This window comes from Sabulicella flocculans, assembly GCF_045449635.1.
GTDB lineage: Bacteria > Pseudomonadota > Alphaproteobacteria > Acetobacterales > Acetobacteraceae > Roseococcus.
This window is the reverse complement of the sequence record NZ_JBJJBR010000004.1, coordinates 65,902-89,041: the sequence shown is the minus strand read 5'-3', so window position 1 is coordinate 89,041 and position 23,140 is coordinate 65,902. Positions and strand designations below refer to the sequence as shown.

Genomic DNA, 23,140 nt, shown 5'->3' with positions numbered 1-23,140 from the left:
GTCTCAGCCAACCTTGTTCTTGCGGTTCATCGCGGCGACGTCGAGCGCCTGCGGGTTCTGCCCGGCATGCGGGTGCTCGCCGCCCGCATAGACGTGCAGGTTCTTCATCTGCTTCCGCCCCAGCGGGCCGCGGGTGATCATGCGCTCCACCGCCTTCTCCACCACGCGGGCGGGGAAGCGGCCTTCCAGGCGGAACTTGGCCGTCTGGCCCTTGATGCCGCCGGGATAGCCGGTGTGGTAGTAGAAGACGTTGCTCGTCATCTTGTTGCCGGTCAGGCGGACCTTGTCGGCGTTGACGATGACGACGTGGTCGCCGCAGTCCACGTGCGGGGTGAAGCTGGCCTTGTGCTTGCCGCGCAGGCGGTTCGCGACGAGGGAGGCCAGGCGCCCGAGCACGAGGCCCTCGGCGTCGATGACCCACCAGTTCTTCTGGACCTCCGCCGGCTTCACCGAGCGGGTCTGGGTGCTGAGCATGGGAAAACCTTGGAAAGCAGGAATTGCTGCGGCGCATATGCCCGCCGCGCGGCGGCGCGTCAAGGCTTCGTGCGTACGGTATCATGATACCGCCTTCCGGCGAGGCCCTCGCCATCACGCCGCCCGCTTGTTCCGCTGGCCCTGCGCGCGCCCGGCGTGCCAGCCTGCCGCCAACGACATCCGGAGGCCACGCCCATGCCCACCCGCCGTGCCATCCTGGCCGCGCCCGCCCTGCTGCCTGCCCTCCTGCCTCCCCTGGCCCGCGCGCAATCCTGGCCGGGCACCCAGCCGGTCACCGTCGTCATGCCCTACTCGCCCGGCGGCTCGACCGACGTGCTGGGGCGCATCCTGGTGCAGGGCCTCGCGGAGCGGCTGGGCGGCACCTTCGTCATGCAGCACATGCCCGGCGCCACCACCACGCTCGGCGGGCGCCACGTGGCCCGCGCCCGGCCGGACGGCATGACGCTGCTGCTGGGCACGGTGGGCACCTTCACCCTGGCGCCCTTCGCCCTGCGCAACATCGGCTACGACCCCGAGGCCGACTTCGCCCACCTGACGATGCTGGCCGAGACCGGCTTCGTGCTGGTGGTCCATCCCCGCACCCCCACCCTGCCCGCGCTGCTGGAGGCCGCGCGCGCCCGGCCCGGCGCGCTGTCCTACGCCACCTGGGGCGTCGGCTCCTCCTCGCACGTCATGATGCTGGACTTCCAGGCGCGCACCGGGGTGCAGATGCTCCATGTGCCCTTCAACGGCTCGCCGCCCGGCCTGACCGAGACGATGGCCGGCCGGGTGGACTGCATGATGAGCGTGGTCGCCCCGGCGCGGCCGCAGGTGGAGGCCGCGCGCCTCGCCGCCCTGCTGGTGCCCGGAGGCACGCGCTTCGAGGCGCTGCCCGCCGTGCCGACGGTGGAGGAGCTGGGCCCGCCCCTGGCCGGGCTGCGCTCGGCTGGCTGGTTCTCGCTGGCCGCGCCCGCCGGCACGCCGCAGGCGGTGCAGGACCGGCTGGCCGAGGCCGTCGCCGCCGCCTTCCAGACGCCCCAGGCGGTGGCGCTGCTGGCGCAGAACGGCTTCATCCCCACCCCCGCCGGGCCGGGGCCGCTGCGCGCGCGCATCGCCGAGGAACTGCCGCTGCACCGCGACCTGATGCGCCGCGCCGGCATCGTGCCGGAGGGCTAGCGGCAGGGCTAGGCGAAGCGCGGCGCCCATGGTGGCATGCCCCCATGCGCGTCTCCGTCATCCAGATGAACCAGGGCAGCGACAAGGCGGCCAACATCGCCCAGGCGCGCCGGCTAATCGAGGCCGCGCTGGAGGCCGACCGCCCCCGCCTGCTCTCCCTGCCCGAGACCTGGACCAACCTGGGCGGCGGGCGCGAGGCGCGCGACGCCGCCGCCGAGGCCCTGCCCGAGCCCGGCGGCACCGGCGGCCCGGCCTACGAGTTCCTGCGCGAGGCGGCGCGCGGCGCCGGCGTCTGGGTGCATGGCGGCTCCCTCATCGAGCGGGGCGCGGAGAAGCTGCACAACACCACCGTGGTGTTCGACCCGCAGGGGCGAGAGGTGGCGCGCTACCGCAAGATCCACCTGTTCGACATCACCGGCCCCGACGGCACCGGCTACCGCGAGAGCGCGCTCTACGGCGGCGGCGAGTCCCTGGTGACCTTCGACGCCGAGGGCACCCGCTTCGGCCTGAGCATCTGCTACGACATGCGCTTCCCCGAGATGTACCTCGCGCTGCGCCGCGCCGGGGCGGAGGCCATCCTGGTGCCCTCCAACTTCACGCTGATGACCGGCAAGGACCACTGGGAGGTGCTGCTGCGCGCCCGCGCCATCGAGACGCAGTGCTGGGTGATCGCCGCCGCCTCCCACGGCGCCTACGAGGAGCGCGGCGCGACGCGCCAGGTGTACGGCCATTCCCTGGTGGCCGACCCCTGGGGGCACGTGGTGGCGCGCTGCTCGGACGGCACGGGCTGGGCGACGGCGCGGCTGGACCCGGCGCTGACGGCGCGCGTGCGCCGCGACATGCCGGTGCTCGGGCACCGGAAGCTGGCGTGATCCACTTCCTGGCCGGCGGCAGCCCGGCGGCGCAGGCGGCCCTGGCCGTGCTGGCGGCGCGCTACGGCCAGGCGCCGCTGGGCGAGGCGCGCTTCCTGGTGGCGCTGGGCGGCGACGGCTTCATGATCGAGGTGCAGCACCGGCTGCTGGGCCGCAACCGCCCGGTCTACGGCATGAACCGCGGCTCCGTCGGCTTCCTGATGAACGCCTACCGCGAGGACGACCTGCCGGCCCGGCTGGAGGCCGCCCAGGCCGCCACCCTGCACCCGCTGCGCATGCGCGCCCATTCCGGCGGCACCACCCACGCCGCCCTGGCCATCAACGAGGTGTCGCTGCTGCGCGAGACGCGGCAGGCCGCCAAGCTGCGCATCCTGGTGGACGGCAAGGAGCGCATGCCCGAGCTGTCCTGCGACGGCATCCTGCTGGCCACCCCGGCGGGCAGCACCGCCTACAACCTGTCCGCCCACGGCCCCATCGTGCCGCTGGACGCCAACCTGCTGGCGCTGACGCCGATCAGCGCCTTCCGCCCGCGGCGCTGGCGCGGCGCGCTGCTGCCCGCCGCCGCGCGGGTGGAGATCCAGGTGCTGGAGCCCGACAAGCGCCCCGTCAGCGCCACCGCCGACCAGACGGAGGTGCGCGACGTGCGCCGGGTGGAGATCCGCGAGGACCGGGCCATCAACATGACCATGCTGTTCGACCCCGACCACTCGCTGAGCGAGCGCATCATCGCCGAGCAGTTCGTCTAGGCCCTGCCTCCGCTTCGCAAGACGGGGCCTTCCGGAACAGCCGGCTCACCCGCCGCCGCGGATCGTGCTCAGGCGCCCGCCGCCCGTGCCGCCCGCCGCGGCAAGGCGGCCTCCAGCGCGCGCAGGATGCGCCCGGCCGCCCGCCCGTCGCCATGCGCCAGGCAGGGGCGCAGCGGCGCCGGCGGGGCGTCCAGCACGCGTTCGGCGGCGGCCAGCAGGCGGGCGCCGTCGAGCCCCACCACCTCGGCCGGGCCGCCCGGGCGGTCGGTCTCCTCCCGCGCCACCAGCACGGGGATGCCCAGCGCCGCGGCTTCCTCCTGCACGCCGCCGCTGTCGGTCACCACCAGCGCGGCGCGGCACAGCAGGGCCACGAAGTCCCGGTGCGCCAGCGGCGGCAGCAGCGCCGCGCCGGGCACGCCGGCCAGCGCGCGCCGCAGCGGATGCGCCGCCGCCGGGTTGCGGTGCAGCGCCACCACCAGCTGCACGCCGGGCCGCGCCGCCAGCCGCGCCAGCGCCGCCGCCAGCCGGTCCAGCCCGCCATCCTGGCTTTCGCGCCGGTGGGCGGTGGCCAGCACCAGGCGCCGCGCGCCGTCCAGCGGGACCGGCGGCAAGGGCCGCTCCGCCGCCACCGCCAGCAGCGCGTCCACCCCGGTGTTGCCGGTCACGCGGATGGCCTCGTCCGCCACCCCCTCGCGCCGCAGGTGGGCGCGCGCCGCCGCCGTGGGCGCGAAGTGCAGTCGGGCCAGCCGGGCGATCAGGCTGCGATTCGCTTCCTCCGGGAACGGGGCGTCGAGGTCGCCAGAGCGCAGCCCAGCCTCAACATGCGCCAGCGGCAGCCGGGCATGGAAGGAGGCCAGCGCCCCGGCCATGGCCGAGGTGGTGTCGCCCTGCACCAGCACCCAGTCGGGGCGGTGCTGCTCCAGCCAAGGCTCCAGCCCTCCCAGCACGCCGGCCGCCAGGGCGGAGAGCCCCTGGCCCGGCCGCATCAGCGCGAGGTCCAGCGCCGGCTCCAGCCCCCAGCCATCAAGCGCCTGCCGCAGCATCTCGCGGTGCTGGCCGGTGGACAGGATGTCGCAGCGGTGCCCCGCGGCCCGCGCGGCGCGGATGACGGGCGCGAGCTTGATCGCCTCCGGGCGGGTGCCGAGGACGCAGGCCAGATGCATGGGCGCCCCCGGTTGGGTGAGCATCCCCCGGCAATGACAACCCGAGGTTGTTCATAAATTGCCGAAAGGTCGCGTGCGTTGCAAGGGCATCACCCCGTGCAGGCGGCGCAGATGCCTTCCACTTCCACCGTGGCGTGGGCCGGGCGAAATCCCAGGCGGGCCGCCGCCTTGTCCAGTGCATGCGCGACGCCGTGGTCGGCGATCTCGCTGGTGCGGCCGCAACTGGTGCAGATCAGGAACTGGTGCGGGTGGTCGTGGGCGCAGCCATCGGCGCAGGGCTCGTCCGGGTCCACACAGGGCAGGAAGGCGTTCAGGCGCTCCAGCTTGTGCACCAGCCCCTGCTCCAACAGGAAGTCCAGCGCGCGGTAGACGGTGGGCGGGGCGGCGGGGCCGCGGGCGCCCTTCAGCCTTTCCAGCAGGGCATAGGCGCCGATCGGCTGCCCGGCCTCCAGCACCAGGCGCAGCACCTGGCCGCGCAGCGCCGTCAGGCTGGCGCCCCGCGCGGCGCAGCGCCGCTCCGCCGCCTGCACCGCCGCCTCGATTTCCGCGCCCGTCATGCCGGACTATATAGCGCGGGTGACGCAAGATGCCCTCCCCCTGGCGGACGCCGCCCCCGTGCTGGACGCGGTCCGCTGGGACGCGCGCGGCCTGGTGCCCGCCATCGCCCAGCAGCACGACACCGGCGAGGTGCTGATGATGGCCTGGATGAACCGCGAATCCCTGAGGGAGACGCTGGGAACCGGCCGCGCCTGCTACTTCTCCCGCTCGCGCAACGGGTTGTGGCGCAAGGGCGAGACGTCGGGCCAGGTGCAGCGCGTGCTGGACCTGCGGCTGGACTGCGACGGCGACACGCTGCTGCTGCTGGTGGACCAGACGGGGGTGGCCTGCCACACCGGCCGCCGCTCCTGCTTCTTCCGCGCCCCACGCGATGGCGCCCTGGCCGAGGTGGCGGCGCCGCTGGTGGACCCGGCGAAGCTCTACGGCGCATGAGCCTGCGCCTCGAAACCCTGCGCGGGGCGGCGCTGCTGCGCCACCTGCCCAGCCTGGGCCGGCTGCGCGGCGCGGTGTTCCGCGAATGGCCCTACCTCTACCAGGCCGACGACGCCTACGAGGCCGCCTACCTGCGCAAGTACGCCGAGGGCGAGGGCGCCGCCGTGGTGGTGGCGCTGGACGGCGAGGCGGCGGTCGGCGCCGCCACCTGCCAGCCGATGCTCCAGGCCGACGCCCCGGTGCGCGAGGCCTTCGCGGCGGCGGGCCGCGACCCCGCCGCGCATTGCTACTTCGGGGAGAGCGTGCTGCTGCCGGAATACCGCGGCCAGGGCATCGGCGTCGTCTTCCTGGCGGCGCGCGAGGCGGTGGCCCGCGCGGCCGGCCTCGCCACCGCGGCCTTCTGCGCGGTGGAGCGCCCGGCCGACGACCCGCGCCGCCCGCCCGGCCACGTGCCGCTGGACGGCTTTTGGCGCAAACGCGGCTACGCGCACCACCCGGAACTGGCCTGCACCTTCCGCTGGCGCGAGATCGGCGGGACCGAGTCGGTGCCGCACCGGCTGTCCTTCTGGCTGAAGCACCTGTGAGGCTCGCCGTCCTCGCCTGGCCGGTGGAGCCGCTGCGCGACGTCGCCGCCTACGCCGCCAAGCTGGAGGCCTGGGCGCGCCGCGCGAAGGCGGCGGGCGCCCACCTGCTGCTGTGCCCCGAATACGCCTGCGTGGAACTCGGCGCCGCCCTGGCCGGCACCACCCGCGCCGACGAGGCGGCGGAGCTGCGCGCCATGGTCGCCGCCGCGCCCGCCATCCTGGACGCCATGCGCGGCGCGGCGCGGGCGGCCGGGTTGTGGCTGTGCCCCGGCACCCTGCCGGTAAGCCAGGACGGGCGCGTGGTGAACCGCGCCCCGCTGGTCCGCCCCGATGGCGCCGTGGCCTTCCAGGACAAGCGCACCATGACCCGCTTCGAGGCGGAGCGCTGGGGGGTTTCGCCCGGCGCGCCGCCCGGGGTGTTCGACACGCCCTGGGGCCGCCTAGGCCTGGCCATCTGCTACGACGCCGAGTTCCCCAAGCTGGTGCGCGCGCAGGTGGAGCAGGGTGCCTGGCTGGTGCTGGTGCCCTCCTGCACCGACAGCCTGCACGGCTTCCACCGCGTGCGCGTCGGCGCCCGGGCGCGCGCCATGGAGAACCAGTGCTTCGTCGCCATGGCGCCGACCGTCGGCGGCTTCGCGGCCTCGGCCGCGCTGGACGAGAACCACGGCGCCGCCGCCGTGTTCGGCCCGGTGGACCGCCCCTTCGCCGAGGACGGCGTGGTGGCCGAGGGCGCGCTGGACACCCCCGGCCTAGTGCTGGCCGACCTCGACCCCGCGCTGCTGGAGCGCGTGCGCCGCGACGGCGCGGTGCGCAACCACCTGGACTGGCCGGTGGCCCCCATCCCCCCGCCCACCCCCCTGCCCTTCGCATGACCCTGGTCTGGATCGCCGCCGGCGAGGCCTCGGGCGACGTGCTGGGCGCGCGGCTGGTGGCGGCGCTGCGCCGCCGCGACCCCACGCTGCGCTTCAGGGGACTGGGCGGCGAGCACCTGGCGGCGCAGGGCATGGACAGCCTGTTCCCCATCCGCGAGCTGGCGGTGATGGGGCTGCTGGAGGTGCTGCCGCAGCTGCGCCACCTGTCGCGCCGGCTGGAGGAAGCGGCGGCGGCCCTGGCGCGCGACCGCCCGCGCCTGCTGGTCACCATCGACAGCCCGGGCTTCACCCTGCGGCTGGCGCGGCGGGCCAAGGCGCTGGGCATCCCGGTGGTGCACTACGTGGCGCCGCAGGTCTGGGCCTGGCGGCCGGGCCGCGCGCGGCGCATGGCAGAATCGGTGGACCGCATCCTGGCCCTGCTGCCCTTCGAGGCGCCGTTCTTCGCCGCCGCCGGCATCCCGGTGGACTTCGTCGGCCACCCCATCCTGGAAAGCGAATCCGCCCGCGGCGACCCGGCGCGCTTCCCGCTCGACGGGCCCGGCCTGGCGGTGCTGCCCGGCTCGCGCCGCGGCGAGGTGGCGCGCCACCTGCCGCTTTTCGCCCAGGCGCTGCCCGCCGGCTTCACCCCCGTGGTGGCCCTGGCCGGCACGGTGGAGGCCGAGGTGCGCGCCGGCACCGCCGGCTGGGGCGCCCGCTACGCCCGCGCGCCGCAGGAGAAGGCGGACGCGCTGGCCGCCTGCACGGCGGGGCTGATCAAGTCCGGCACCTCGTCGCTGGAAGCGGCGGTGGCGGGGCTGCCGCACGTCGTCGCCTACCGCATGAATCCCCTCACCGGCTGGCTGGCGCGCCGGCTGGTGAAGCTGCCGCACGCCTCCCTGGTCAACCTGCTGGCGCGGCGGGAGGTGGTGCCGGAATGCCTGCTGGAGCAATGCACCCCCGACCGCCTGCGCGCCGCCCTGCGCCCGCTGCTGGAGGAGCCCGCGGCGCGCGACCGCCAGCGCGCCGGCTTCCGCGAGGCGCTGGAGCAGCTCACCCCTCCGCAGGGCCGGCCCAGCGAAGCCGCGGCCGACGCCGTGCTGCGGATGCTGTAGCGCGCGCCTGGAGCACGATCCGCCTTGGTGGAATCATCAAGGCGGTGAATCGTCCTCGCGGCAAAGGCTGGATCATGATCCGCGTTTGCGGATCATGATCTAGTTCCGGTAGCTCGGGTCCTGCCGGTCCAGCATCCGCAGCAGGGCGGGCCATTCCATCACGCCATAGGGGCGCCGGGTGCCGGGCTGGTAGTTGTTCCAGGTTTCCTCCAGCACCTCCTTGCGCACCTGCACCAGCGGCACGCCGCAGGCCATGGCGGCGAGCTGCGCCTTGCAGGAGAGCTCCAGGCGGTGCATGGCGTTGAACGCCTCTCCGATGGTGCGGCCCACGGTGAGCAGCCCGTGGTTGCGCAGGATCATCGCGTTGCTGTCGCCCAGGTCGGCCACCAGCTTGTCCTGCATCTCCACGTCCAGCACCACGCCCTCATAGTCGTGATAGGCGATCTTGAGGAAGCGCATCGCCGTCTGGTTCATCGGCAGCAACCCGCACTCCAGCGAGGACACGGCCATGCCGGGCCAGGTGTGGGTGTGGATCACGCAGTCCAGGTCATGACGGCGCTCGTGGATGGCGCCGTGGATGACGTAGCCGGCGCGGTTGATGCCGTAGTCCAGCCCGCCGAAATCCGGCTTGAGCAGCACGTTGCCCTTCACGTCGATCTTGATGAGGGAGGAGGCGGTGATCTCCTCGTACATCAGCCCGTAGGCGTTGATCAGGAAGGCCCCGTCCTCGCCGGGCACGCGGCAGGAAATGTGGTTGGCGATCATGTCGCTCATGCCGTAATGCGCCACCAGCCGGTAGCAGGCGGCCAGGTCTACCCGGGCCTTCCACTCCTGCGGGCTGACCTGGTTGCGCAGGCTGGGGATGTCCAGCATCGGGCGCGCTTCTTCCAGCATGGTCCGTCCTCCGTCTCGCGTTGCGCCCATCCTACGGGCTTTGCCGGAGGCGGGGGAAGCCGCGCGCGGCTTGCGCGCCGCCGCCGCGCCAAATAGGTTCCCACACCGACATCGCCCGGCCGGAGTTGCATGCCTTGAGACACGCCTTGCTCGGCGCCCTGGTGATGGCGCCCTCGCTCGCCCTGGCGCAGGGGCTGGTGCCGCAGGTGCGCGTCACCCCGCCCTCCACCACCGTGCCCGCCTGCGACGAGGCCGCGAACGCCTGGCGGGCCTGCATCAACGCCAGCCCCAAGACCCCGCAGGAACGCGCCGCAGGCCTGGCGGAGGTGGACCGCTTCGTGCGCGACGTGTTCGACAGCCGCGATGGCGGCCGGCGCTCCCTGTCCTCCGCCTGCCCGGGCATGGCCCAGGGCTACGGCGAGATGCTGCGCAGCGGCGCCTGCGCGCGCAACGTCACCGGCGCCTTCGACGACACCCCGCGCCGCGGCGGCGTGGAGCAGCAGCGCCGCCCCTAGATCATGATCCAGCCTTTGATGAGGGGACGCCTCACCGCCTTGATGTTTCCATCGAGGCGGATCGTGCTCTAGTCCCGCGCCGGCCCGAACTCGGCGTCGCGGTGCACCCAGGCGCTGATCAGCAGGCCGAAGCCCAACATCACCATCAGCATGGCCGAGCCGCCATGGCTGATCAGCGGCAGCGGCACCCCGCCCACGGGGATGGAGCCGGTCACCATCGCCACGTTGACGAAGACGTAGAGGAAGTAGTTCGTCCCCAGCCCGATCGCCAGCAGGCGGCCGAACTGGTGCTTGCAGCGCAGCGCCACCAGGAAGCAGAACGCCACCACCAGCAGCAGCAGCCCCAGCGTGCCCATGGCGCCCACCAGGCCGAACTCCTCGGCGATCATGGTGAAGATGAAGTCGGTCTGCTTCTCGGGCAGGAAGTTCAGGTGGCCCTGGGTGCCCTGCATGAAGCCCTTGCCCCAGAAGCCGCCCGAGCCCAACGCGATCTTGCTCTGGATGATGTTGTAGCCGGCGCCCAGCGGGTCGCTCTCGGGGTCCAGGAAGGTGTGGATGCGCGCGCGCTGGTATTCCTTCAGGTGGTCGTAGACGATGGGCGCGGCCGCCACCGCGCCGCCGATGCCCAGCGCGAACTTCCACCAGCGCATGCCGGCCGCCCAGAACATGGTGGCGCCGACCATCGCGGTGATCAGCGCGGTGCCCAGGTTGGGCTGGCGGAAGATCAGCCCCACCGGCACCAGCACCAGCACCGCGGGCGGGATCAGGAACAGCGGGTTGCCCACCTTCTCCCACGATGCCTTGTGGAACCACCAGGCCAGGGTCAGCACCAGGATGATCTTCATCGCCTCGGAGGGCTGGAGCTGGATGGGGCCGAGGTCGATCCAGCGCTGCGCGCCCTTGCCCACCTCGCCATGCAGCGCCACCAGCACCAGCAGCGCGATGCCGCCCAGGTAGGCCAGCGGCGCCACCCGCGCCCAGACCCGGATGTCCACCAGCCCCACGCACAGCATCAGCACCAGCGAGAAGGCGAAGCGCAGCGCATGCTTGGAGGCATACGCCTCCGGCCCGCCGCCGGCCGAATACAGCGCGACGTAGCCCACCGCCGCCACGGCGCCCAGCAGCATCACGAAGGGCCAGGGCACCTGCCAGAACTTCTGCAGCAGGCCCGAGCCGCGCTCGCGCGTCAGCAGGCGCTTCTCGTAGACGGCGCTCATGCGTCCTCGCCCCCATGCATCCGGCGGCCAGGCCGGCGCGCCGCCCCGGCGGCTGCCTGGGCGGGCCAGGGCTCCGTGCCGCTCATCCGCTCCTCCCCTCGGCGACCCGCTGCGGCGGGACGGGCTGGCGGAAGCGGTTGAAGGTCTCCACCAGCACGTCGCGCGCCAGCGGCGCCGCGGCGCCGGAGCCGGAAGTGCCGTGCTCCACCACCACGCTCACCGCGTATTGCGGGTTGTCGTGCGGGGCATAGGCCACGAACAGCGCGTGCGGCCGCCATTCGCGCGGCAGCGTCTCCACCCGGAAGCCGCGCTCGCGCTGCTCGCGTGAGACGCGGCGCACCTGGGTGGTGCCGGTCTTGCCCGCCATCTGCCCCATCCCCGCCGGCAGGCGCGAGGCGAGCGCGGTGCCGCCCGGCTCGTTCACCACCGCCCACATGGCCTCGCGCACCAGGCGCAGGTCGCGCTCGTTCAGTCCCAGGCTGGGCCAGTCCTCCGGCCGCTGGCCGCGCACCGGCCGGCCGCCGATGCTGCGCGTCAGGTGCGGCTGCACCGCGCGCCCGGTGGCCAGCCGCGCCGCCATGGTGGCGAGCGAGAGCGGGGTCAGCTGGTAGAAGCCCTGGCCGATGCCGTGCACCACCGTGTCGCCCAGCGCCCAGGGCTTGCCCTGCGCCTCGCGCCAGGCCCGCGTCGGCACCAGGCCGGCGCGCGTGCCCGGCAGCTCGATGTCCAGCGGCACTCCGAGGCCGAGGCGGCGCGACATGGCGGCGATGCGGTCGATGCCCAGCCGCCGCGCCATCTCGTAGTAGTAGACGTCGCAGGAGACCTTGAGGCTGGTGCGCATGTCCACGCCGCCATGGCCGTTGCGGTTCCAGCAGTGGAAGCGGCTCTCGCCCAGGTCGAAATGGCCGGGGCAATGGACGCGCTCGCCCGGGGAGGCCACCCGCGCCTCCAGCGCGGCCAGCATCACCACCATCTTGAAGGTGGAGCCGGGGGCGTAGAGCCCGTTGGTGGTCTTGTTGATCAGCGGCGTGGCCCGCTGCGATGTCCATTGCCGCCACTGCGCGGCCGAGACGCCGGCGTTGAACACGTTGGGGTCGAAGGAGGGCTGGGAGGCCAGGGCCAGCACCTCGCCGTTGCGCGCGTTCATCACCACGACCGAGGTCCCCTCCTCGATCCGCCCGCGCAGGGTGCGCTGCAGCTCGGCGTCCACGCTGATCTCCACGTCCTGGCCCGGCACGCCCTCGCGCCGGTCCAGCTCGCGGATGATGCGGCCCACCGCGTTCACCTCCAGCTGCACCGCCCCGGCGCGGCCGCGCAGGATGGTGTCGTGGTGGCGCTCCACCCCGGCGCGGCCGACGCGCACGCCCGGCAGCTGCAGCAGCGGGTCGCCGTCCATGTCGCGTTCCGAGGGCGGCGCCACGTAGCCCACGATGTGCGCCAGGTGCTCGCCCTCGGGGTAGAGGCGCGTGGTGCCGACGTCGATCAGGATGCCCGGCAGGTCGGGCGCGTTGACCTCGATGCGCGCCATCTCCTCCCAGGCCAGGAACTCGCGCACGATGACCGGCACGAAGCGCCGGCGGCGGCGCAGCTCGCGCTCGACGCGCGCGCGCTCGTTCTCGCCCAGGGGCACGATGCGGTGGAAGGTGTCCAGCGTGGCGGCGACGTCCTGCGTCTGCTCGGCCACCAGCAAGGCGCGCCAGTTCAGCCGGTTGCCGGCCACCACCTTGCCGTTGCGGTCGAGCACGCGGCCGCGCGGCGGGCTCAGCAGCCGGGCGGAAAGGCGGTTCTCCTCCGCCAGGGTTGCGTAGCGCTCCCCCTGCTCCACCTGCAGCGTGTGCAGCCGCCAGCCCAGGAAGCCGAACAGCCCCGCCTGCCCGGCGCCCAGCAGCAGGGCGCGGCGGGTGAAGACGGAGCGCCGGCGCTCCTCCTCCCGCTTCACGCCCTTCATGGTGAAGTTCTCGATGCCGCCCTTGGCGCGGCGGCGCTGGATGAAGGGGATCTTCACGCCCCCTCCTCCGCGCGGGTCATCGCCATGTGCAGCCGGGCCAGCGCCCAGCCGACCAGGGGATAGATGCCCGCCGCCATCCCGGCCTGCAGGATGGCGGGCATGCGCGGCGGCACCTGCAGCATCAGCAGCGCGTGCAGCAGGAAGGCCAGCGCGGCGGCGGCGGCGGCAAAGGCGCAGAACACCACCCACACCAGCAGGAAGGACTGCTTCGCCACCCAGTCGCGCAGGCGCATCGCCACGCCATGCGCCACCAGCAGCGTCAGCACGCCGATGCCCAGCGGCGCGAAGGACACCAGGTCCAGCAGCAGGCCCAGGCCGAACACCGCCGGCGCCGGCATGGCGGCGGGGCGGAACACGCTCCAGAAGAACACGGGTGGCAGGGCGAGGGCCGCCGCCAGCCCCGGCACCCCGACCGGCACCGCGGCGAGGGCGATCAGCAACCCGGTGGACAGCGCCGGGAAGCCCGCGCGCGCGCCCGCGTCCAGGCGGCGCAGCACGCCCATGGGCGGCTCGGGGCGCCCCTTGCGGGCCATGTCACCGGCGCGCCGCACGCGGCTCGGGCCGCGCCACCGCCTCGGGGGGCAGGATGCCGGCCAGGCCGTAGTCGAACAGGCGCAGCACGTCCAGGCGCTCCATCTGGGCGAATAGCTCCACCTCGGCGGCGCCGCTCTCGCTCCAGCGCACCACGCCCACCGGCAGCCCGGCGGGGAAGGCGCCGGCCTCGGCGCTGGTCACCACCCGGTCGCCCTCGCGCGGGACCACGCCTTCGGGCCAGTGCTGCAGCCGCGGGCGGGCGGCGTTGTTGCCCGCCATGATGGCCCGCGCGCGCGAGCCCTCCAGGATGACGGGGATGCGGCTGTTGATGTCGGTGGCCAGCAGCACGCGGGCGGAGCGGGATCCGACCTCCGTCACCCGGCCGGCGAAGCCGCGCTCGTCCAGCGCGATCTGGCCCTTGCGGAGCTGGTGGTTGGGGCCGGCGGCCAGCAGCACGGCGCGGGCGTAGGTGCCGCCGGCATCGGCCACCACGCGGGCGGTGCGGAAGGCCGGCGCGGGGTCCGGCACCCAGGACAGCTGGCGGCGCAGCAGGGCGTTCTCCGCCTCCAGCGCCAGGGCGGCGGCCTGCCAGCGGTGCAGGCGCTCGTTCTCCTCGCGCAGGCGGGCGTTCTCGGCGCGCATGTCCCACAGGGCCTGGGCCTCGGCCAGCGCGTCGCGCGCGGCGCGGACCGGCTGCTGCACCGCCGCCCAGATGGGCGAGAGCATGTCCGCCAGGGCCATGCGCGCGCGCTCCGCCAGCAGCGCGTCGGCCTTGCCGAGCAGCATGGTGCCGAAGGCGGCGGCGATCAGCACCGGCAGGGAAAGCCGGGCCAGCGCCTGCCGCAGCGGGATGGAAAGACGGATCAAGGCACCCCCCGGAGGCCCTTAATACATGGAGGACAGCACCTGGCGAAGCCTCTTGATCTCCTCCAGCGCCCGTCCGGTGCCCAGCGCCACGCAGTTCAGCGGCTCCTCGGCCACCACCACCGGCAGGCCGGTGGCGTCGCGCAGCACCTCGTCCAGGCGGTACAGGTTGGCGCCGCCGCCGGTCAGCACGATGCCCTTGTCCACGATGTCGGCCGCCAGCTCGGGCGGGGTGTTCTCCAGCGCCACCTTCACCGCGTCCACGATCTGCGTCACCGGCTCGCCCAGCGCGTAGGCGATCTCGCGCTGGCTCACCGTCACCTCGCGCGGGACGCCGTTCATCAGGTCGCGGCCCTTGACCTCGGTCAGCGGGCCGTCCTCCTCGCCATTGGGCTGGGCGGCGGCGCCGATCTCCATCTTGATGCGCTCGGCGCTGCTCTCGCCGATCAGCAGGTTGTGGGTGCGGCGGATGTAGCTGATGACCGCCTCGTCCATCTTGTCGCCGCCCACGCGCACGCTGCGGGCATAGACGATGCCGCCCAGGCTGATCACCGCGACCTCGGTCGTGCCGCCGCCGATGTCCACCACCATGGAGCCGGAGGGCTCGGTCACCGGCAGGCCGGCGCCGATGGCCGCGGCCATGGGCTCCTCGATCAGCAGCACCTTGCGCGCCCCGGCTGATTCGGCGCTCTCCTGGATGGCGCGGCGCTCCACGGCGGTGGAGCCGGAGGGCACGCAGACGATGATCATCGGCGAGGCGAAGGACCGCCGGTTGTGCACCTTGCGGATGAAGTGCTTGATCATCTCCTCCGCCACCTCGAAATCGGCGATCACGCCGTCCCTCAGCGGGCGGATGGCGGCGATGTTGCCCGGGGTGCGGCCCAGCATCTGCTTGGCTTCCTCGCCCACCGCCAGCACCTGCTTGCGGCCGCGGTTGTCGGCGATGGCGACCACGCTCGGCTCGTTCAGCACGATGCCGCGCCCCTTCACGTAGACCAGGGTGTTCGCGGTGCCGAGGTCGATGGCCATGTCGGCGGACAGGAAGCCGAACAGGCGTGCGAACATGCGGGAAAAACCTCGTGCCGGGGGAAAGGGGTGGGCGGTGGGTTAGACCCTCGCGCCCGGCGGGGCAACCCCGGGATGCTACAGGCTGGACGCGATGGCCGGCTCCAGCCCCGGCGAGCGCGCGGCCGGGTGGGCGGGGTTGCGGAAGCGCAGCTCCCCCTCCGGCGCCGCGCCGGGCAGGCCCAGCAGCTCCTGCCGGGTGGCGCAGGTCACCGCCACCACGCGGCGCGCCTCGGGCGTGGTCAGGAAGCGGCGGCAGGCGCCCTCCAGCTCCAGCGAGGCGCGCAGGCCATGCCACTCCGCGGGCTCCAAATCCTCCAGGAACAGCGCCAGGATGCCGGGCTGCCGGCCGGACAGCCGCGCCTGGGCGGTGTCCGACAGGCGCCGGGCCGCGGCGGCGCTGACCTCGTTCTCGCGCCCCGCGCGGGCCGCCATCACCATCACCGAGCCCGAGGCGGCGTCGCCGGTGACGGCCAGGTGGGCCTCCTGGCCGAACTGCGCGCGCAGGCGCGCCGGCAGGGCGGCGCCGGCCTGGGCGCCAGCCAGGGCCAGCGGGTCCAGCTTCAGGATGCAGTCGGCGGCGCTGTCCTGCCGCTTCTGGGCCGCCAGCATGCCGGCGATGCGCCGGTGCAGCTCCGGCAGGCGCGCGGGGTCGGCGATGCCGTCGGGCAGGGTCATCTTGAGGACGTAGCGGCCGGGATGCGCGGCCAGCCAGGTCTGCAGCTCGGGGTTCACCATGTCCACCAGGGCCGCCCAGTCGCCCTTGTGCAGCGGGCGCCCCTCCTCGGCGGACAGGGTCTCGCACGCCACCTCGGCCAGGGCGTGCTCGCGGCGCACCATCAGGTCGTGCGCGGTGCCGTGCAGCAGGCCGTCATGCCGCACCTCGAAGCCGCGGGCGCGGAACAGGGCGGCCGTGCGCAGCAGGTGGAACAGCGGCACCAGGTTGCCCTCGCCTTCCAGCCCGCGCTCCACCAGGGCGCGCAGGCGGCGGGCCGGGCCGTCATCCAGCGTGGCCGACAGGCGCACCGCCTCCTGCGCCAGCAGGCAGACCCGGCGCTCTGTGCGGCCGGCGCTCGCCAGCGCCTCGGCCTTGCCGGCGAGGCGCGCCAGCACCAGCTCCAGCGCGTGGCGCTGCTGGGCGGCGCGGGCGGAATGGGCGCCGGCGCGCAGCCGGTCCGACAGCTCCCGTGCGCGCAGCTGCCAGCGCCCGACGCCGCCGAGCGCCAGGAAGGCGCGCAGGGCCTGGTGGTCGGGGGCGGCGTCCGCGAAGGGCATGGCGCACTCATTTCATTTGCGGTTCGATCTGCGCCCGAGACGGGTGCAGGGTCAACAACTAACCATGACCACCGCGTCGGGGCAATAACTTACTTAGTTACTCAGGCTCTCCCGCGGAAGCACCGCCCGGGCCGGCGCGCCGGGATTTTGCGCCCGGTGGCGCAGCAGGTGGTCGGCCAGCACGCAGGCCAGCATCGCCTCGCCCACCGGCACGGCGCGGATGCCCACGCAGGGGTCGTGGCGGCCGCGGGTCAGCACCTCGGTGTCCGCGCCGGCGCGGGTCACGCTGCGGCGCGGCGTCAGGATGGAGCTGGTCGGCTTCACGGCGAAGCGGGCCACCACCGGCTGCCCGGTGGAGATCCCGCCCAGCACCCCGCCGGCATGGTTGGCCAGGAACTCCACCTGCCCGTCCTGGCGGACGCGCATCTCATCGGCGTTGTCCTCGCCGCGCAGGGCGGCGGCGGCGAAGCCCTCGCCGATCTCCACGCCCTTCACGGCGTTGATGCCCATCAGCGCCGCGGCGATGTCGGCGTCCAGCTTGCCGTAGATGGGGGCGCCCAGCCCGGGGGGCACGCCCTCCGCCACCAGCTCGATGACGGCGCCGACGCTGCTGCCGGCCTTGCGCACGGCGGCCAGCAGCGCCTCCCACCGGGCGGCGGCGGCGCGGTCGGGGCACCAGAACGCGTTGTCGCGCACCGCGTCCCAGTCCCAGGCGGCGCGGTCCACCCGGTCCTCGCCCACCTGCACCAGGGCGCCGCGGATCACCACGCCCTCGCCCAGCACCCGGCGGGCCACCGCGCCGGCCGCCACCCGCATCGCCGTTTCGCGCGCGCTGGAGCGCCCGCCGCCGCGGTGGTCCCGCACGCCGTACTTCCATTCATAGGCGATGTCGGCGTGGCCGGGACGGAAGCTCTGCGCGATCTCGCCGTAATCCTTGGAGCGCTGGTCCTGGTTGGCGATCTCCAGCGCGATGGGCGTGCCGGTGGTGCGCCCCTCGAACACGCCGGACAGGATGCGAACCTGGTCGGGCTCCTGCCGCTGCGTCACGAACTTGGAGGAGCCGGGGCGGCGGGCATCCAGGAAGGGCTGGATCCACGCCTCGTCCAGCTCGAGGCCGGGCGGGCAGCCATCCACCACGCAGCCGATCGCCGGGCCGTGGCTCTCGCCCCAGGTGGTGACGCGGAACAGGTGGCCGAAGCTGTTGTGCGACATGGTGGCCCAGGGATTACCCCCCGCGGCACAGTTCCGCCAGCCGCCGCGCCAGCGCCGCCGGGTCGCCCGCCACCGCCAGCCGCTTGCGGCGGGACGCCTCGCCGCCGCGCAAGGTCACGGCACCCGGCCGCACCCCCAGCTCCCGCGCCACCAGCGCCAGCACCGCGGCGTTGGCCGCGCCGTCCACCGGCGGGGCGGCCACGCGCAGGCGCAGGGCCGGGCCGTCGGGCGTGTCCAGCCGTCCCTCCACCGCGTCGCGGCGCGCGCCCGGGGTGACGCGCACCAGCAGCGCCACCCCCCAGGGCATCTCCTGCCAGGGGTTCAGGCCCCCGGCCCCGCGCGCCGGGCCCGCACGCCCGCCAGCCCGGCCAGGCCCAGCCCGAACAGGAGCAGCGAGGCCGGCGCCGGCACCCCGGTCGGCCCGCCCGGCAGGAAGGCGACGTCCACGCTCAGGAAGCCCAGCGGGGGGATCTGCGTCTGCCCCAGGTCGAACTGCACGAAGTTGGCCCCCGAGATCAGCGACCCCCGCCCGAGCGGGATGGTGGAGGCCGGGTTCACCTGCGCGTTGAGGATGCGCGACGCGGTGAGGTCCGTCACCTTCACGATCACGGACGGCGCCTGGAAGTCGAAGGCCGCGGTGCCCGTGCTCACCAGCGAGATGCCCGGCCCGCCGATGGACAGCAGCAGCCCGGGGAGGTCGAAGATGTTCAGGCCCGAAGCGGGCGCGATGACGTTGCCGTTGTAGGCGACGGTCTGCGGGTCGGGCGTCAGGACCTGCACGTTCAGCAGGCTCCCCACCCAGGAGGCGCGCGCCGCCCCCGGCGCGGCGGACAGCGCGAGCAGCAGGGCGAAGGCGAGGCGGCGGAGCATCATGGCGTGATCCCTCTCACGTGGTGGCAGCGGTTCATCCCCCGTGGCGCAGGAAGCGGCCCTGCCCCCCGGCATCCAGGTTCTCCACCGTGACGGCGCCGGCCCGGCCGTCGGGCCCCACGGAGAAGGCGACGGCGGCGGGGCCGGAGGCGTTCTCGCCGTCCGGCTGGAAGGTGAAGCTGTCGCGGTTGAAGTGCGCCAGGGGGAAGCGGCGTCCGCGCGGCCCCATGTGCAGCGCCAGAAGGCCGCCAGGCTCCTCCGCCACGGCGGCCTCGCCGTACAGGGCGTTGCGGTAGGCGCCGGCATAGGCGCCGGGCGGCAGCGGCGGCTGCGGCCGCTCCGGCCGCCGGCCGGGCGCCACCGCCGCGCCGTAGTCCGGCTCCGACATGCGCGCGAAGGCGGCGGCGAAGGGCGGCAGCCAGTCCCGCGTGACGCGCCCGGCGGTGGCCAGGTCCAGGCAGGCGCGGCACAGCGCCTCCGCCACGCCGACCGGGCGGGCGTTCACCAGCACCACCACCGCCAGGTCCTCCGCCGGCAGGATGTGCACGCAGGTGGCGGCGCCGAGGTTGAACGCGCCCGAGTGGTTCCACAGCACGCGCCCTTCCGCGTCGCGCCCGACATTCCAGCCCAGGCCGTAGAAGCCGGTGCCGTCCCGCGCCGGGTCGGCCGCGGCGTCGTTGACCACCTGGGGGCGCTGCGTCTCGTCCAGCGCCGCCGCCTGCACCATCGCCGCGCCATCGAGCCTGCCGCGGCCGAGCTGCAGGCGCAGCCAGGCCGACAGGTCGCGCGCCGAGGAGCTGACGCCGCCCGCCGGTGATTGCGCGTCGGCGTCGCGCACCGGGCCGGGAACCCAGCCGCCGCCCTCGCGCGGGACATGGCCCAGGGCGCGGTTCGCCTGCGCCTGGAACTGGGCGAAGCGCGAGGTGGTGCGCGCCATGCCGATGCGCCGGTAGAGCCGCGCCGCGGACAGTTCCTCCCACGGCTGGCCGGCGGCGCGCGCGGCGGCGACCGCGGCCTGGGTGAAGCCGAAATTGGTGTAGGCGTAGGCGGCGCGGAACGGCCCCGGCGGGACGTGGCGCAGCCGGTGCAGCACCTCCTCGCGCCCGAAGCCCAGATCCTCCAGCAGGTCGCCCGCGTGGTCGGGCAGGCCGCTGCGGTGGCACAGCAGGTCGCGCAGGGTCACCGCGCGCGTCGTCCAGGCATCGGCCAGGGCGAAGCCGGGGTCGTGGCGGGCCACCGGGTCATCCCACCCCACCACCCCGTCGCCGACCAGCGCGGCGATCACCGTGGCGGCCACCGGCTTGGACAGCGAGGCAAGCTGGAACACGGTGTCGGCGTCCACCGGCTCCGGCCGCCCGGCCGCGCGGACGCCGAAGCCGCGCAGGTGCAGCACCCGGTCGTGCCGGGCCACGGCCAGGGCCAGTCCCGGCACGCCGGTGCGGCGCATCAGCCCAGCGGCGTGCTCATCCAGCGCCGGCACGATCCGCGCCACGCCCTCGGCCGAGGCCGCTGCCCGGCCCTGGCCCGCCAGCGCCGCCGCCGCGAGGGGTGCGATGGCCGGAAGCGCCCTGCGCCGCAGCATGTGCCCTCACCCTGTCCGTTGCCGCCGCATCCTCCGTCCCGCCCCGCGCACCCGGCAAGGGCGGCGCCTGGAACCGCATGGCAAGGCATGGAAATTCCGGGAAGCGGCGGCGGGCCGGCCTACGCGGCGCGCGCCGCCAGCGTGTCCAGCCAGGCGCGGTCGCAGGCGGCGGCCAGGGCGGCGTGCTCCTCCGCCGGCAGCCGGATGGTGCCGCCGCCCGCCCCGGCCCGCAGGAACGCCAGCAGCAGCGCCCCCAGTTCCCGGCCCCCGCTGCCCGCCAGCCCCTGGGCGGCGAGGTCCCGCGCGATGGCGGCCGGCGCCGCCTCCATGTAGCCGCCGCTGGACGCGACGGCAGCGGACGGGGCCGGCACCCGCACCATGGCGACGCGGGTGGCGTAGGGCGGCTGGCCGGCCGGGTCGATCATGGTGAAGCCGGTCATGATGCCCGCCAGCAGGCTGGCCGGCGGCGCCGGCAGCACCAAGGAGAAGCACAGCGGCGAGGTGCCGGCGCTGCACTGTGCGTGCAGCGCCAGCGTCAGCGCCCGCCCCGCCCCGACCAGCGCCGGCCCGGCGAGGCTGGCCATGCCAGAGGGCAGCGCCTGCTCGCAGCGCGCCGCCAGCGCGGCGGGGCCGCCGGGCACCGCCGCCTCCTCCAGCGCCACGGCGCCGCGGATGATGCGCCCGGCGTAGTAGGGCGACTGCGCCAGGGAGAAGCAGGCGTAGGACCCGGCCAGGTAGCGCTCGTCGCGTCCGGCGGGGGCGGCGGCCCAGGTGGGCGGCGCCTCGCCGTCCAGCCCGGCGCGGCGGCGCAGCACCTCGGGGTCCAGCCCGTGCCGGGCGGCCAGCAGGGTGGTGAATTCCTCCAGGCTGCTTGCGGCGACCCAGGCGCCGGGACGGCCCAGCCCGCACACCATCGCCCAGTCCGCGAACACGCCGGCGTCGCGGGGCGTGGCGCGCCCCTGCACCCACTTGTAGGACCGCTCGAGGTCGAAGCCGGTGGCGGGGTTGGCGCGGCGGAAGGCTGCGCACAGCTCCTTCTGCCCGGACAGGCCCAGCGCGGCGGCGGTCAGGCGCAGCTTCGCGGCGACGTCCCGCGCCCTGAGGCCTCCGCTGGAACCCTTCACCGCCGTTGCCCTCCATGCCTTGGCGAAGTCTGGCCGATTATTCCAGGAAGTTCCAAGCCGCGCCGGGCCACCCTGGCGGAACCCGGCGCGCCGGCCGATGCTGCCCGCCGCCGAACCCAACGGGAGGGAAGCCCACCGCATGTCCGTGTCCGAGCAAGCCGATGCCACGCCGGGCGTCGGCGCCCCCCTCGCCTTCGAGGCCGGCGGCCAGGGCTTCGCCGCCACCATCCACACCCTGGTCATCGCCGGCTGGGCGGGGCGCGACGCCGCCGCGGTGCAGCACCACATCGAGGAGCTGGCCGCCATCGGGGTGAAGCCCCCGCGCGAGATGCCGCTGTTCTACCGCGTCTCCGCCAGCCTGCTGACGCAGGCGCCGCGCGTGCAGCTGGCCGGCAAAGGCAGCACCGGCGAGGCGGAGGCGGTGTTCCTGCGCCTGCCCCAAGGCGACTTCATCGCCGTCGGCTCCGACCACACCGACCGCGCGGCCGAGGCGGCGGGCGTCACCTGGTCCAAGCAGATGTGCGCAAAGCCGCTGAGCCGGCAGGTGTTCCGCTGGGCGGAGGTGCGCGAGCGGTGGGACGGCTTCCGCCTTTCCGCGCGCATCCGCCGCGGCGGGGAGTGGCTGGACTACCAGGCCGGCACGGTGGCGGCCCTGCGCCACCCGGACGACCTGCTGCGGCGCCACCCCCTGCCGGTCGGCGGCGCCATGTTCCTGGGCACCCTGGCCACCCACGGCGCCATCGCCTGGGCCGACGAGTTCGCCGCCCGGCTGGAGGACCCGCAGGGCGGCGCCATCGAATGCCGCTACGCGATGGACGCGCTGCCCATCAACGACTGAAGCTCACTCCCACGGCGCCTTGGCGGCCTCGCGCGCCGCGTCCATCGGCGAGAGGCCGACGTCGCGCAGCAGGCGCTCGTCCAGTTCGGCCAGGCGGGCGCGGGTGCGGATGCGGCGGACCATCTCCGCCAGCAGCGCGGCCGCCGGGCGCGCGGCGCGGCGCATCGGGGCGAAGGCGGCGGGGGCGAGGTGGGCGCTCATCGGGGCAGGTCCTTCCGTGGCTGGCTGCGCGCGCACCATCCCACCCTTGGCCAGCATCAATCCAACGACTAATCTTGAAGGGCAACATCAATCCGGTTGATGCCCATGCTCCCCGCCGGCCTGGACCCGGAGCTGCTGCGCTCCTTCGTGCTGATCGCCGGCGGCGACAGCGTGACCGCCGCCGCGCGCAAGGTCGGCCGCACGCAATCCGCCGTCTCCATGCAGATGCGGCGGCTTGAGGAGCTGGTGGGCGGCGCCCTGCTGGAGCGCGACGCGCGCGGCCTCGCGCCCACGGAGAAGGGCCGCTGGCTGCTGGAGCGCGCCCGCACCCTGCTGGCGCTGAACGAGGAAATCCTCAGCCATTTCCGCGCCGCCCCGCTGACCGGCGAGGTGGTGCTGGGCTCGCCGGACGACTACGCGCTGGACTGGCTGCCGGGCATCCTGGCCGGCTTCGCCCGCACCCATCCCGGCATCGAGGTGGAGGTGCTGTGCATGTCCTCCGACGAGCTGGCGCGGCGGCTGGTGGAAAGCCGGGTGGACCTGGCCATCATCACCGAGGGCCAGTCGCGCCCCGGCGAGGAGATCTGGCGCGGCCCGCTGCGCTGGGTCGGCCCGGCGGGCGCGGCGCTGCACCGGCGCGACCCGCTGCCGCTGGCCTTGGCGCGGGCGGGCTGCACCTGGCGCAGCGCGGCGGTGGCGGCGCTGGGCCAGGCGGGGCGGCGGGTGCGGGTGGCCTACAACTCCACCACGCAATCCGGCTGCTTCGCGGTGGCGCTGGCCGGGCTGGCGCTCACCGTCTCCACCCCCACCCGGCTGCCGCCTGGCCTGCAATGGCTGGGCGAGGCGGAGGGTATGCCCGCCCTGCCCGACATGGGCATCCAGCTGGCGCTGGCCGAGCGGCTGCTGGGCGCCCGCCCGCCGCCGCACGTGGCGGCGCTGGCCGAAGCCATCCGGGCGGGGTTCGCGGCCTGAG

The 23,140-nt window shown here is 74.7% G+C and carries 26 protein-coding genes; 10 read left to right on the top strand and 16 right to left on the bottom strand.

Annotated elements, in window-relative coordinates; translation table 11 throughout:
* Positions 1-3: 3 nt before the first annotated feature.
* Positions 4-474, bottom strand: a complete 471-nt coding sequence (gene rplM, locus ACI6QG_RS06825; protein ID WP_407023830.1) for a 50S ribosomal protein L13 — start codon at positions 472-474, stop codon at positions 4-6.
* A gap of 195 nt (positions 475-669) precedes the next feature.
* Here rplM and ACI6QG_RS06820 point away from each other — a divergent pair, with 195 nt between their 5' ends.
* From ACI6QG_RS06820 to ACI6QG_RS06810, 3 genes are read left to right on the top strand one after another with little or no spacing between them, the layout of a single operon-like run.
* Complete coding sequence (locus tag ACI6QG_RS06820; RefSeq protein ID WP_407023829.1) at positions 670-1,650, top strand: Bug family tripartite tricarboxylate transporter substrate binding protein; 981 nt, start codon at positions 670-672, stop codon at positions 1,648-1,650.
* Between the two features lie 44 nt (positions 1,651-1,694).
* The gene (locus ACI6QG_RS06815; RefSeq protein ID WP_407023828.1) at positions 1,695-2,522 is read left to right on the top strand and encodes a carbon-nitrogen hydrolase family protein; all 828 of its coding nucleotides are present in this window, start codon (positions 1,695-1,697) and stop codon (positions 2,520-2,522) included.
* Positions 2,519-3,268, top strand: coding sequence for an NAD kinase (locus ACI6QG_RS06810; protein WP_407023827.1), 750 nt, complete (start codon positions 2,519-2,521; stop codon positions 3,266-3,268). The genes ACI6QG_RS06815 and ACI6QG_RS06810 overlap by 4 nt, the downstream gene beginning before the upstream one ends.
* Positions 3,269-3,336: 68 nt before the next feature.
* Here ACI6QG_RS06810 and wecB read toward each other — a convergent pair whose 3' ends face one another.
* Together wecB and ACI6QG_RS06800 are read right to left on the bottom strand one after the other, a co-directional pair.
* Positions 3,337-4,431: a non-hydrolyzing UDP-N-acetylglucosamine 2-epimerase gene (gene wecB / locus ACI6QG_RS06805; protein WP_407023826.1), complete on the bottom strand. Its 1,095-nt coding sequence runs from the start codon at positions 4,429-4,431 to the stop codon at positions 3,337-3,339.
* Between the two features lie 89 nt (positions 4,432-4,520).
* Entirely contained in the window at positions 4,521-4,988 is a 468-nt protein-coding gene (locus tag ACI6QG_RS06800) for a Fur family transcriptional regulator (protein ID WP_407023825.1), read from the bottom strand.
* Between the two features lie 19 nt (positions 4,989-5,007).
* Between ACI6QG_RS06800 and hisI the strand changes: the two genes are divergently transcribed.
* The 4 genes from hisI to lpxB are packed head-to-tail and all read left to right on the top strand — an operon-like array spanning position 5,008 to position 7,968.
* Positions 5,008-5,421 (top strand): phosphoribosyl-AMP cyclohydrolase, encoded by a 414-nt coding sequence (hisI, locus tag ACI6QG_RS06795; RefSeq protein ID WP_407023824.1) that lies wholly within the window; start codon positions 5,008-5,010, stop codon positions 5,419-5,421.
* A complete protein-coding gene (locus tag ACI6QG_RS06790; protein WP_407023823.1) occupies positions 5,418-6,005 on the top strand; it encodes a GNAT family N-acetyltransferase in 588 nt (195 codons plus the stop codon). The genes hisI and ACI6QG_RS06790 overlap by 4 nt, the downstream gene beginning before the upstream one ends.
* Positions 6,002-6,877, top strand: a complete 876-nt coding sequence (locus ACI6QG_RS06785; RefSeq protein ID WP_407023822.1) for a carbon-nitrogen hydrolase family protein — start codon at positions 6,002-6,004, stop codon at positions 6,875-6,877. The genes ACI6QG_RS06790 and ACI6QG_RS06785 overlap by 4 nt, the downstream gene beginning before the upstream one ends.
* A complete protein-coding gene (gene lpxB / locus ACI6QG_RS06780) occupies positions 6,874-7,968 on the top strand; it encodes a lipid-A-disaccharide synthase (protein WP_407023821.1) in 1,095 nt (364 codons plus the stop codon). Before ACI6QG_RS06785 ends, lpxB begins: the two co-directional genes overlap by 4 nt.
* 99 nt (positions 7,969-8,067) lie before the next feature.
* Here lpxB and ACI6QG_RS06775 read toward each other — a convergent pair whose 3' ends face one another.
* Positions 8,068-8,862, bottom strand: a complete 795-nt coding sequence (locus ACI6QG_RS06775; RefSeq protein ID WP_407023820.1) for a class II aldolase/adducin family protein — start codon at positions 8,860-8,862, stop codon at positions 8,068-8,070.
* 134 nt (positions 8,863-8,996) lie between these two features.
* Here ACI6QG_RS06775 and ACI6QG_RS06770 point away from each other — a divergent pair, with 134 nt between their 5' ends.
* Positions 8,997-9,377 carry a hypothetical protein gene (locus tag ACI6QG_RS06770; RefSeq protein WP_407023819.1) on the top strand — a complete coding sequence of 127 codons (381 nt, stop codon included), beginning with the start codon at positions 8,997-8,999 and terminating at the stop codon, positions 9,375-9,377.
* Positions 9,378-9,445: 68 nt separating this feature from the next.
* Here the strand turns inward: ACI6QG_RS06770 and rodA are convergent, their stop codons facing one another.
* The 11 genes from rodA to ACI6QG_RS06715 all read right to left on the bottom strand — a co-directional run bounded on the left by rodA (position 9,446) and on the right by ACI6QG_RS06715 (position 21,128).
* Entirely contained in the window at positions 9,446-10,594 is a 1,149-nt protein-coding gene (gene rodA, locus ACI6QG_RS06765; RefSeq protein WP_407023818.1) for a rod shape-determining protein RodA, read from the bottom strand.
* 82 nt (positions 10,595-10,676) lie between these two features.
* A complete protein-coding gene (gene mrdA, locus ACI6QG_RS06760; protein ID WP_407023965.1) occupies positions 10,677-12,542 on the bottom strand; it encodes a penicillin-binding protein 2 in 1,866 nt (621 codons plus the stop codon).
* Positions 12,543-12,595: 53 nt separating this feature from the next.
* Entirely contained in the window at positions 12,596-13,135 is a 540-nt protein-coding gene (locus ACI6QG_RS06755) for a rod shape-determining protein MreD (protein WP_407023817.1), read from the bottom strand.
* A 1-nt stretch (position 13,136) separates the two neighbouring features.
* A complete protein-coding gene (gene mreC / locus ACI6QG_RS06750; protein WP_407023816.1) occupies positions 13,137-14,003 on the bottom strand; it encodes a rod shape-determining protein MreC in 867 nt (288 codons plus the stop codon).
* An 18-nt stretch (positions 14,004-14,021) separates the two neighbouring features.
* Positions 14,022-15,065, bottom strand: a complete 1,044-nt coding sequence (locus ACI6QG_RS06745) for a rod shape-determining protein (protein ID WP_407023815.1) — start codon at positions 15,063-15,065, stop codon at positions 14,022-14,024.
* Between the two features lie 78 nt (positions 15,066-15,143).
* On the bottom strand, positions 15,144-16,340 hold the full coding sequence (locus tag ACI6QG_RS06740; protein WP_407023814.1) for a hypothetical protein: 1,197 nt from the start codon (positions 16,338-16,340) through the stop codon (positions 15,144-15,146).
* A gap of 93 nt (positions 16,341-16,433) precedes the next feature.
* Positions 16,434-17,552, bottom strand: a complete 1,119-nt coding sequence (aroC, locus tag ACI6QG_RS06735) for a chorismate synthase (RefSeq protein WP_407023813.1) — start codon at positions 17,550-17,552, stop codon at positions 16,434-16,436.
* A 13-nt stretch (positions 17,553-17,565) separates the two neighbouring features.
* The gene (locus ACI6QG_RS06730; protein WP_407023812.1) at positions 17,566-17,859 is read right to left on the bottom strand and encodes a DUF167 domain-containing protein; all 294 of its coding nucleotides are present in this window, start codon (positions 17,857-17,859) and stop codon (positions 17,566-17,568) included.
* 14 nt (positions 17,860-17,873) lie between these two features.
* The gene (locus ACI6QG_RS06725; protein WP_407023811.1) at positions 17,874-18,425 is read right to left on the bottom strand and encodes a PEP-CTERM sorting domain-containing protein; all 552 of its coding nucleotides are present in this window, start codon (positions 18,423-18,425) and stop codon (positions 17,874-17,876) included.
* A gap of 31 nt (positions 18,426-18,456) precedes the next feature.
* Positions 18,457-20,004, bottom strand: coding sequence for a serine hydrolase (locus ACI6QG_RS06720; protein ID WP_407023810.1), 1,548 nt, complete (start codon positions 20,002-20,004; stop codon positions 18,457-18,459).
* Between the two features lie 119 nt (positions 20,005-20,123).
* Positions 20,124-21,128 carry a hypothetical protein gene (locus tag ACI6QG_RS06715; RefSeq protein WP_407023809.1) on the bottom strand — a complete coding sequence of 335 codons (1,005 nt, stop codon included), beginning with the start codon at positions 21,126-21,128 and terminating at the stop codon, positions 20,124-20,126.
* Positions 21,129-21,267: 139 nt separating this feature from the next.
* Between ACI6QG_RS06715 and ACI6QG_RS06710 the strand changes: the two genes are divergently transcribed.
* Entirely contained in the window at positions 21,268-21,966 is a 699-nt protein-coding gene (locus ACI6QG_RS06710) for a DUF2848 family protein (protein WP_407023808.1), read from the top strand.
* 3 nt (positions 21,967-21,969) lie between these two features.
* Here the strand turns inward: ACI6QG_RS06710 and ACI6QG_RS06705 are convergent, their stop codons facing one another.
* Positions 21,970-22,167 (bottom strand): DUF1127 domain-containing protein, encoded by a 198-nt coding sequence (locus ACI6QG_RS06705; protein ID WP_407023807.1) that lies wholly within the window; start codon positions 22,165-22,167, stop codon positions 21,970-21,972.
* Between the two features lie 99 nt (positions 22,168-22,266).
* On the opposite strand from ACI6QG_RS06705, the gene ACI6QG_RS06700 reads away from it, so the two are divergent.
* Entirely contained in the window at positions 22,267-23,139 is an 873-nt protein-coding gene (locus ACI6QG_RS06700) for a LysR substrate-binding domain-containing protein (protein ID WP_407023806.1), read from the top strand.
* The last annotated feature ends 1 nt before the right edge of the window (position 23,140 follow it).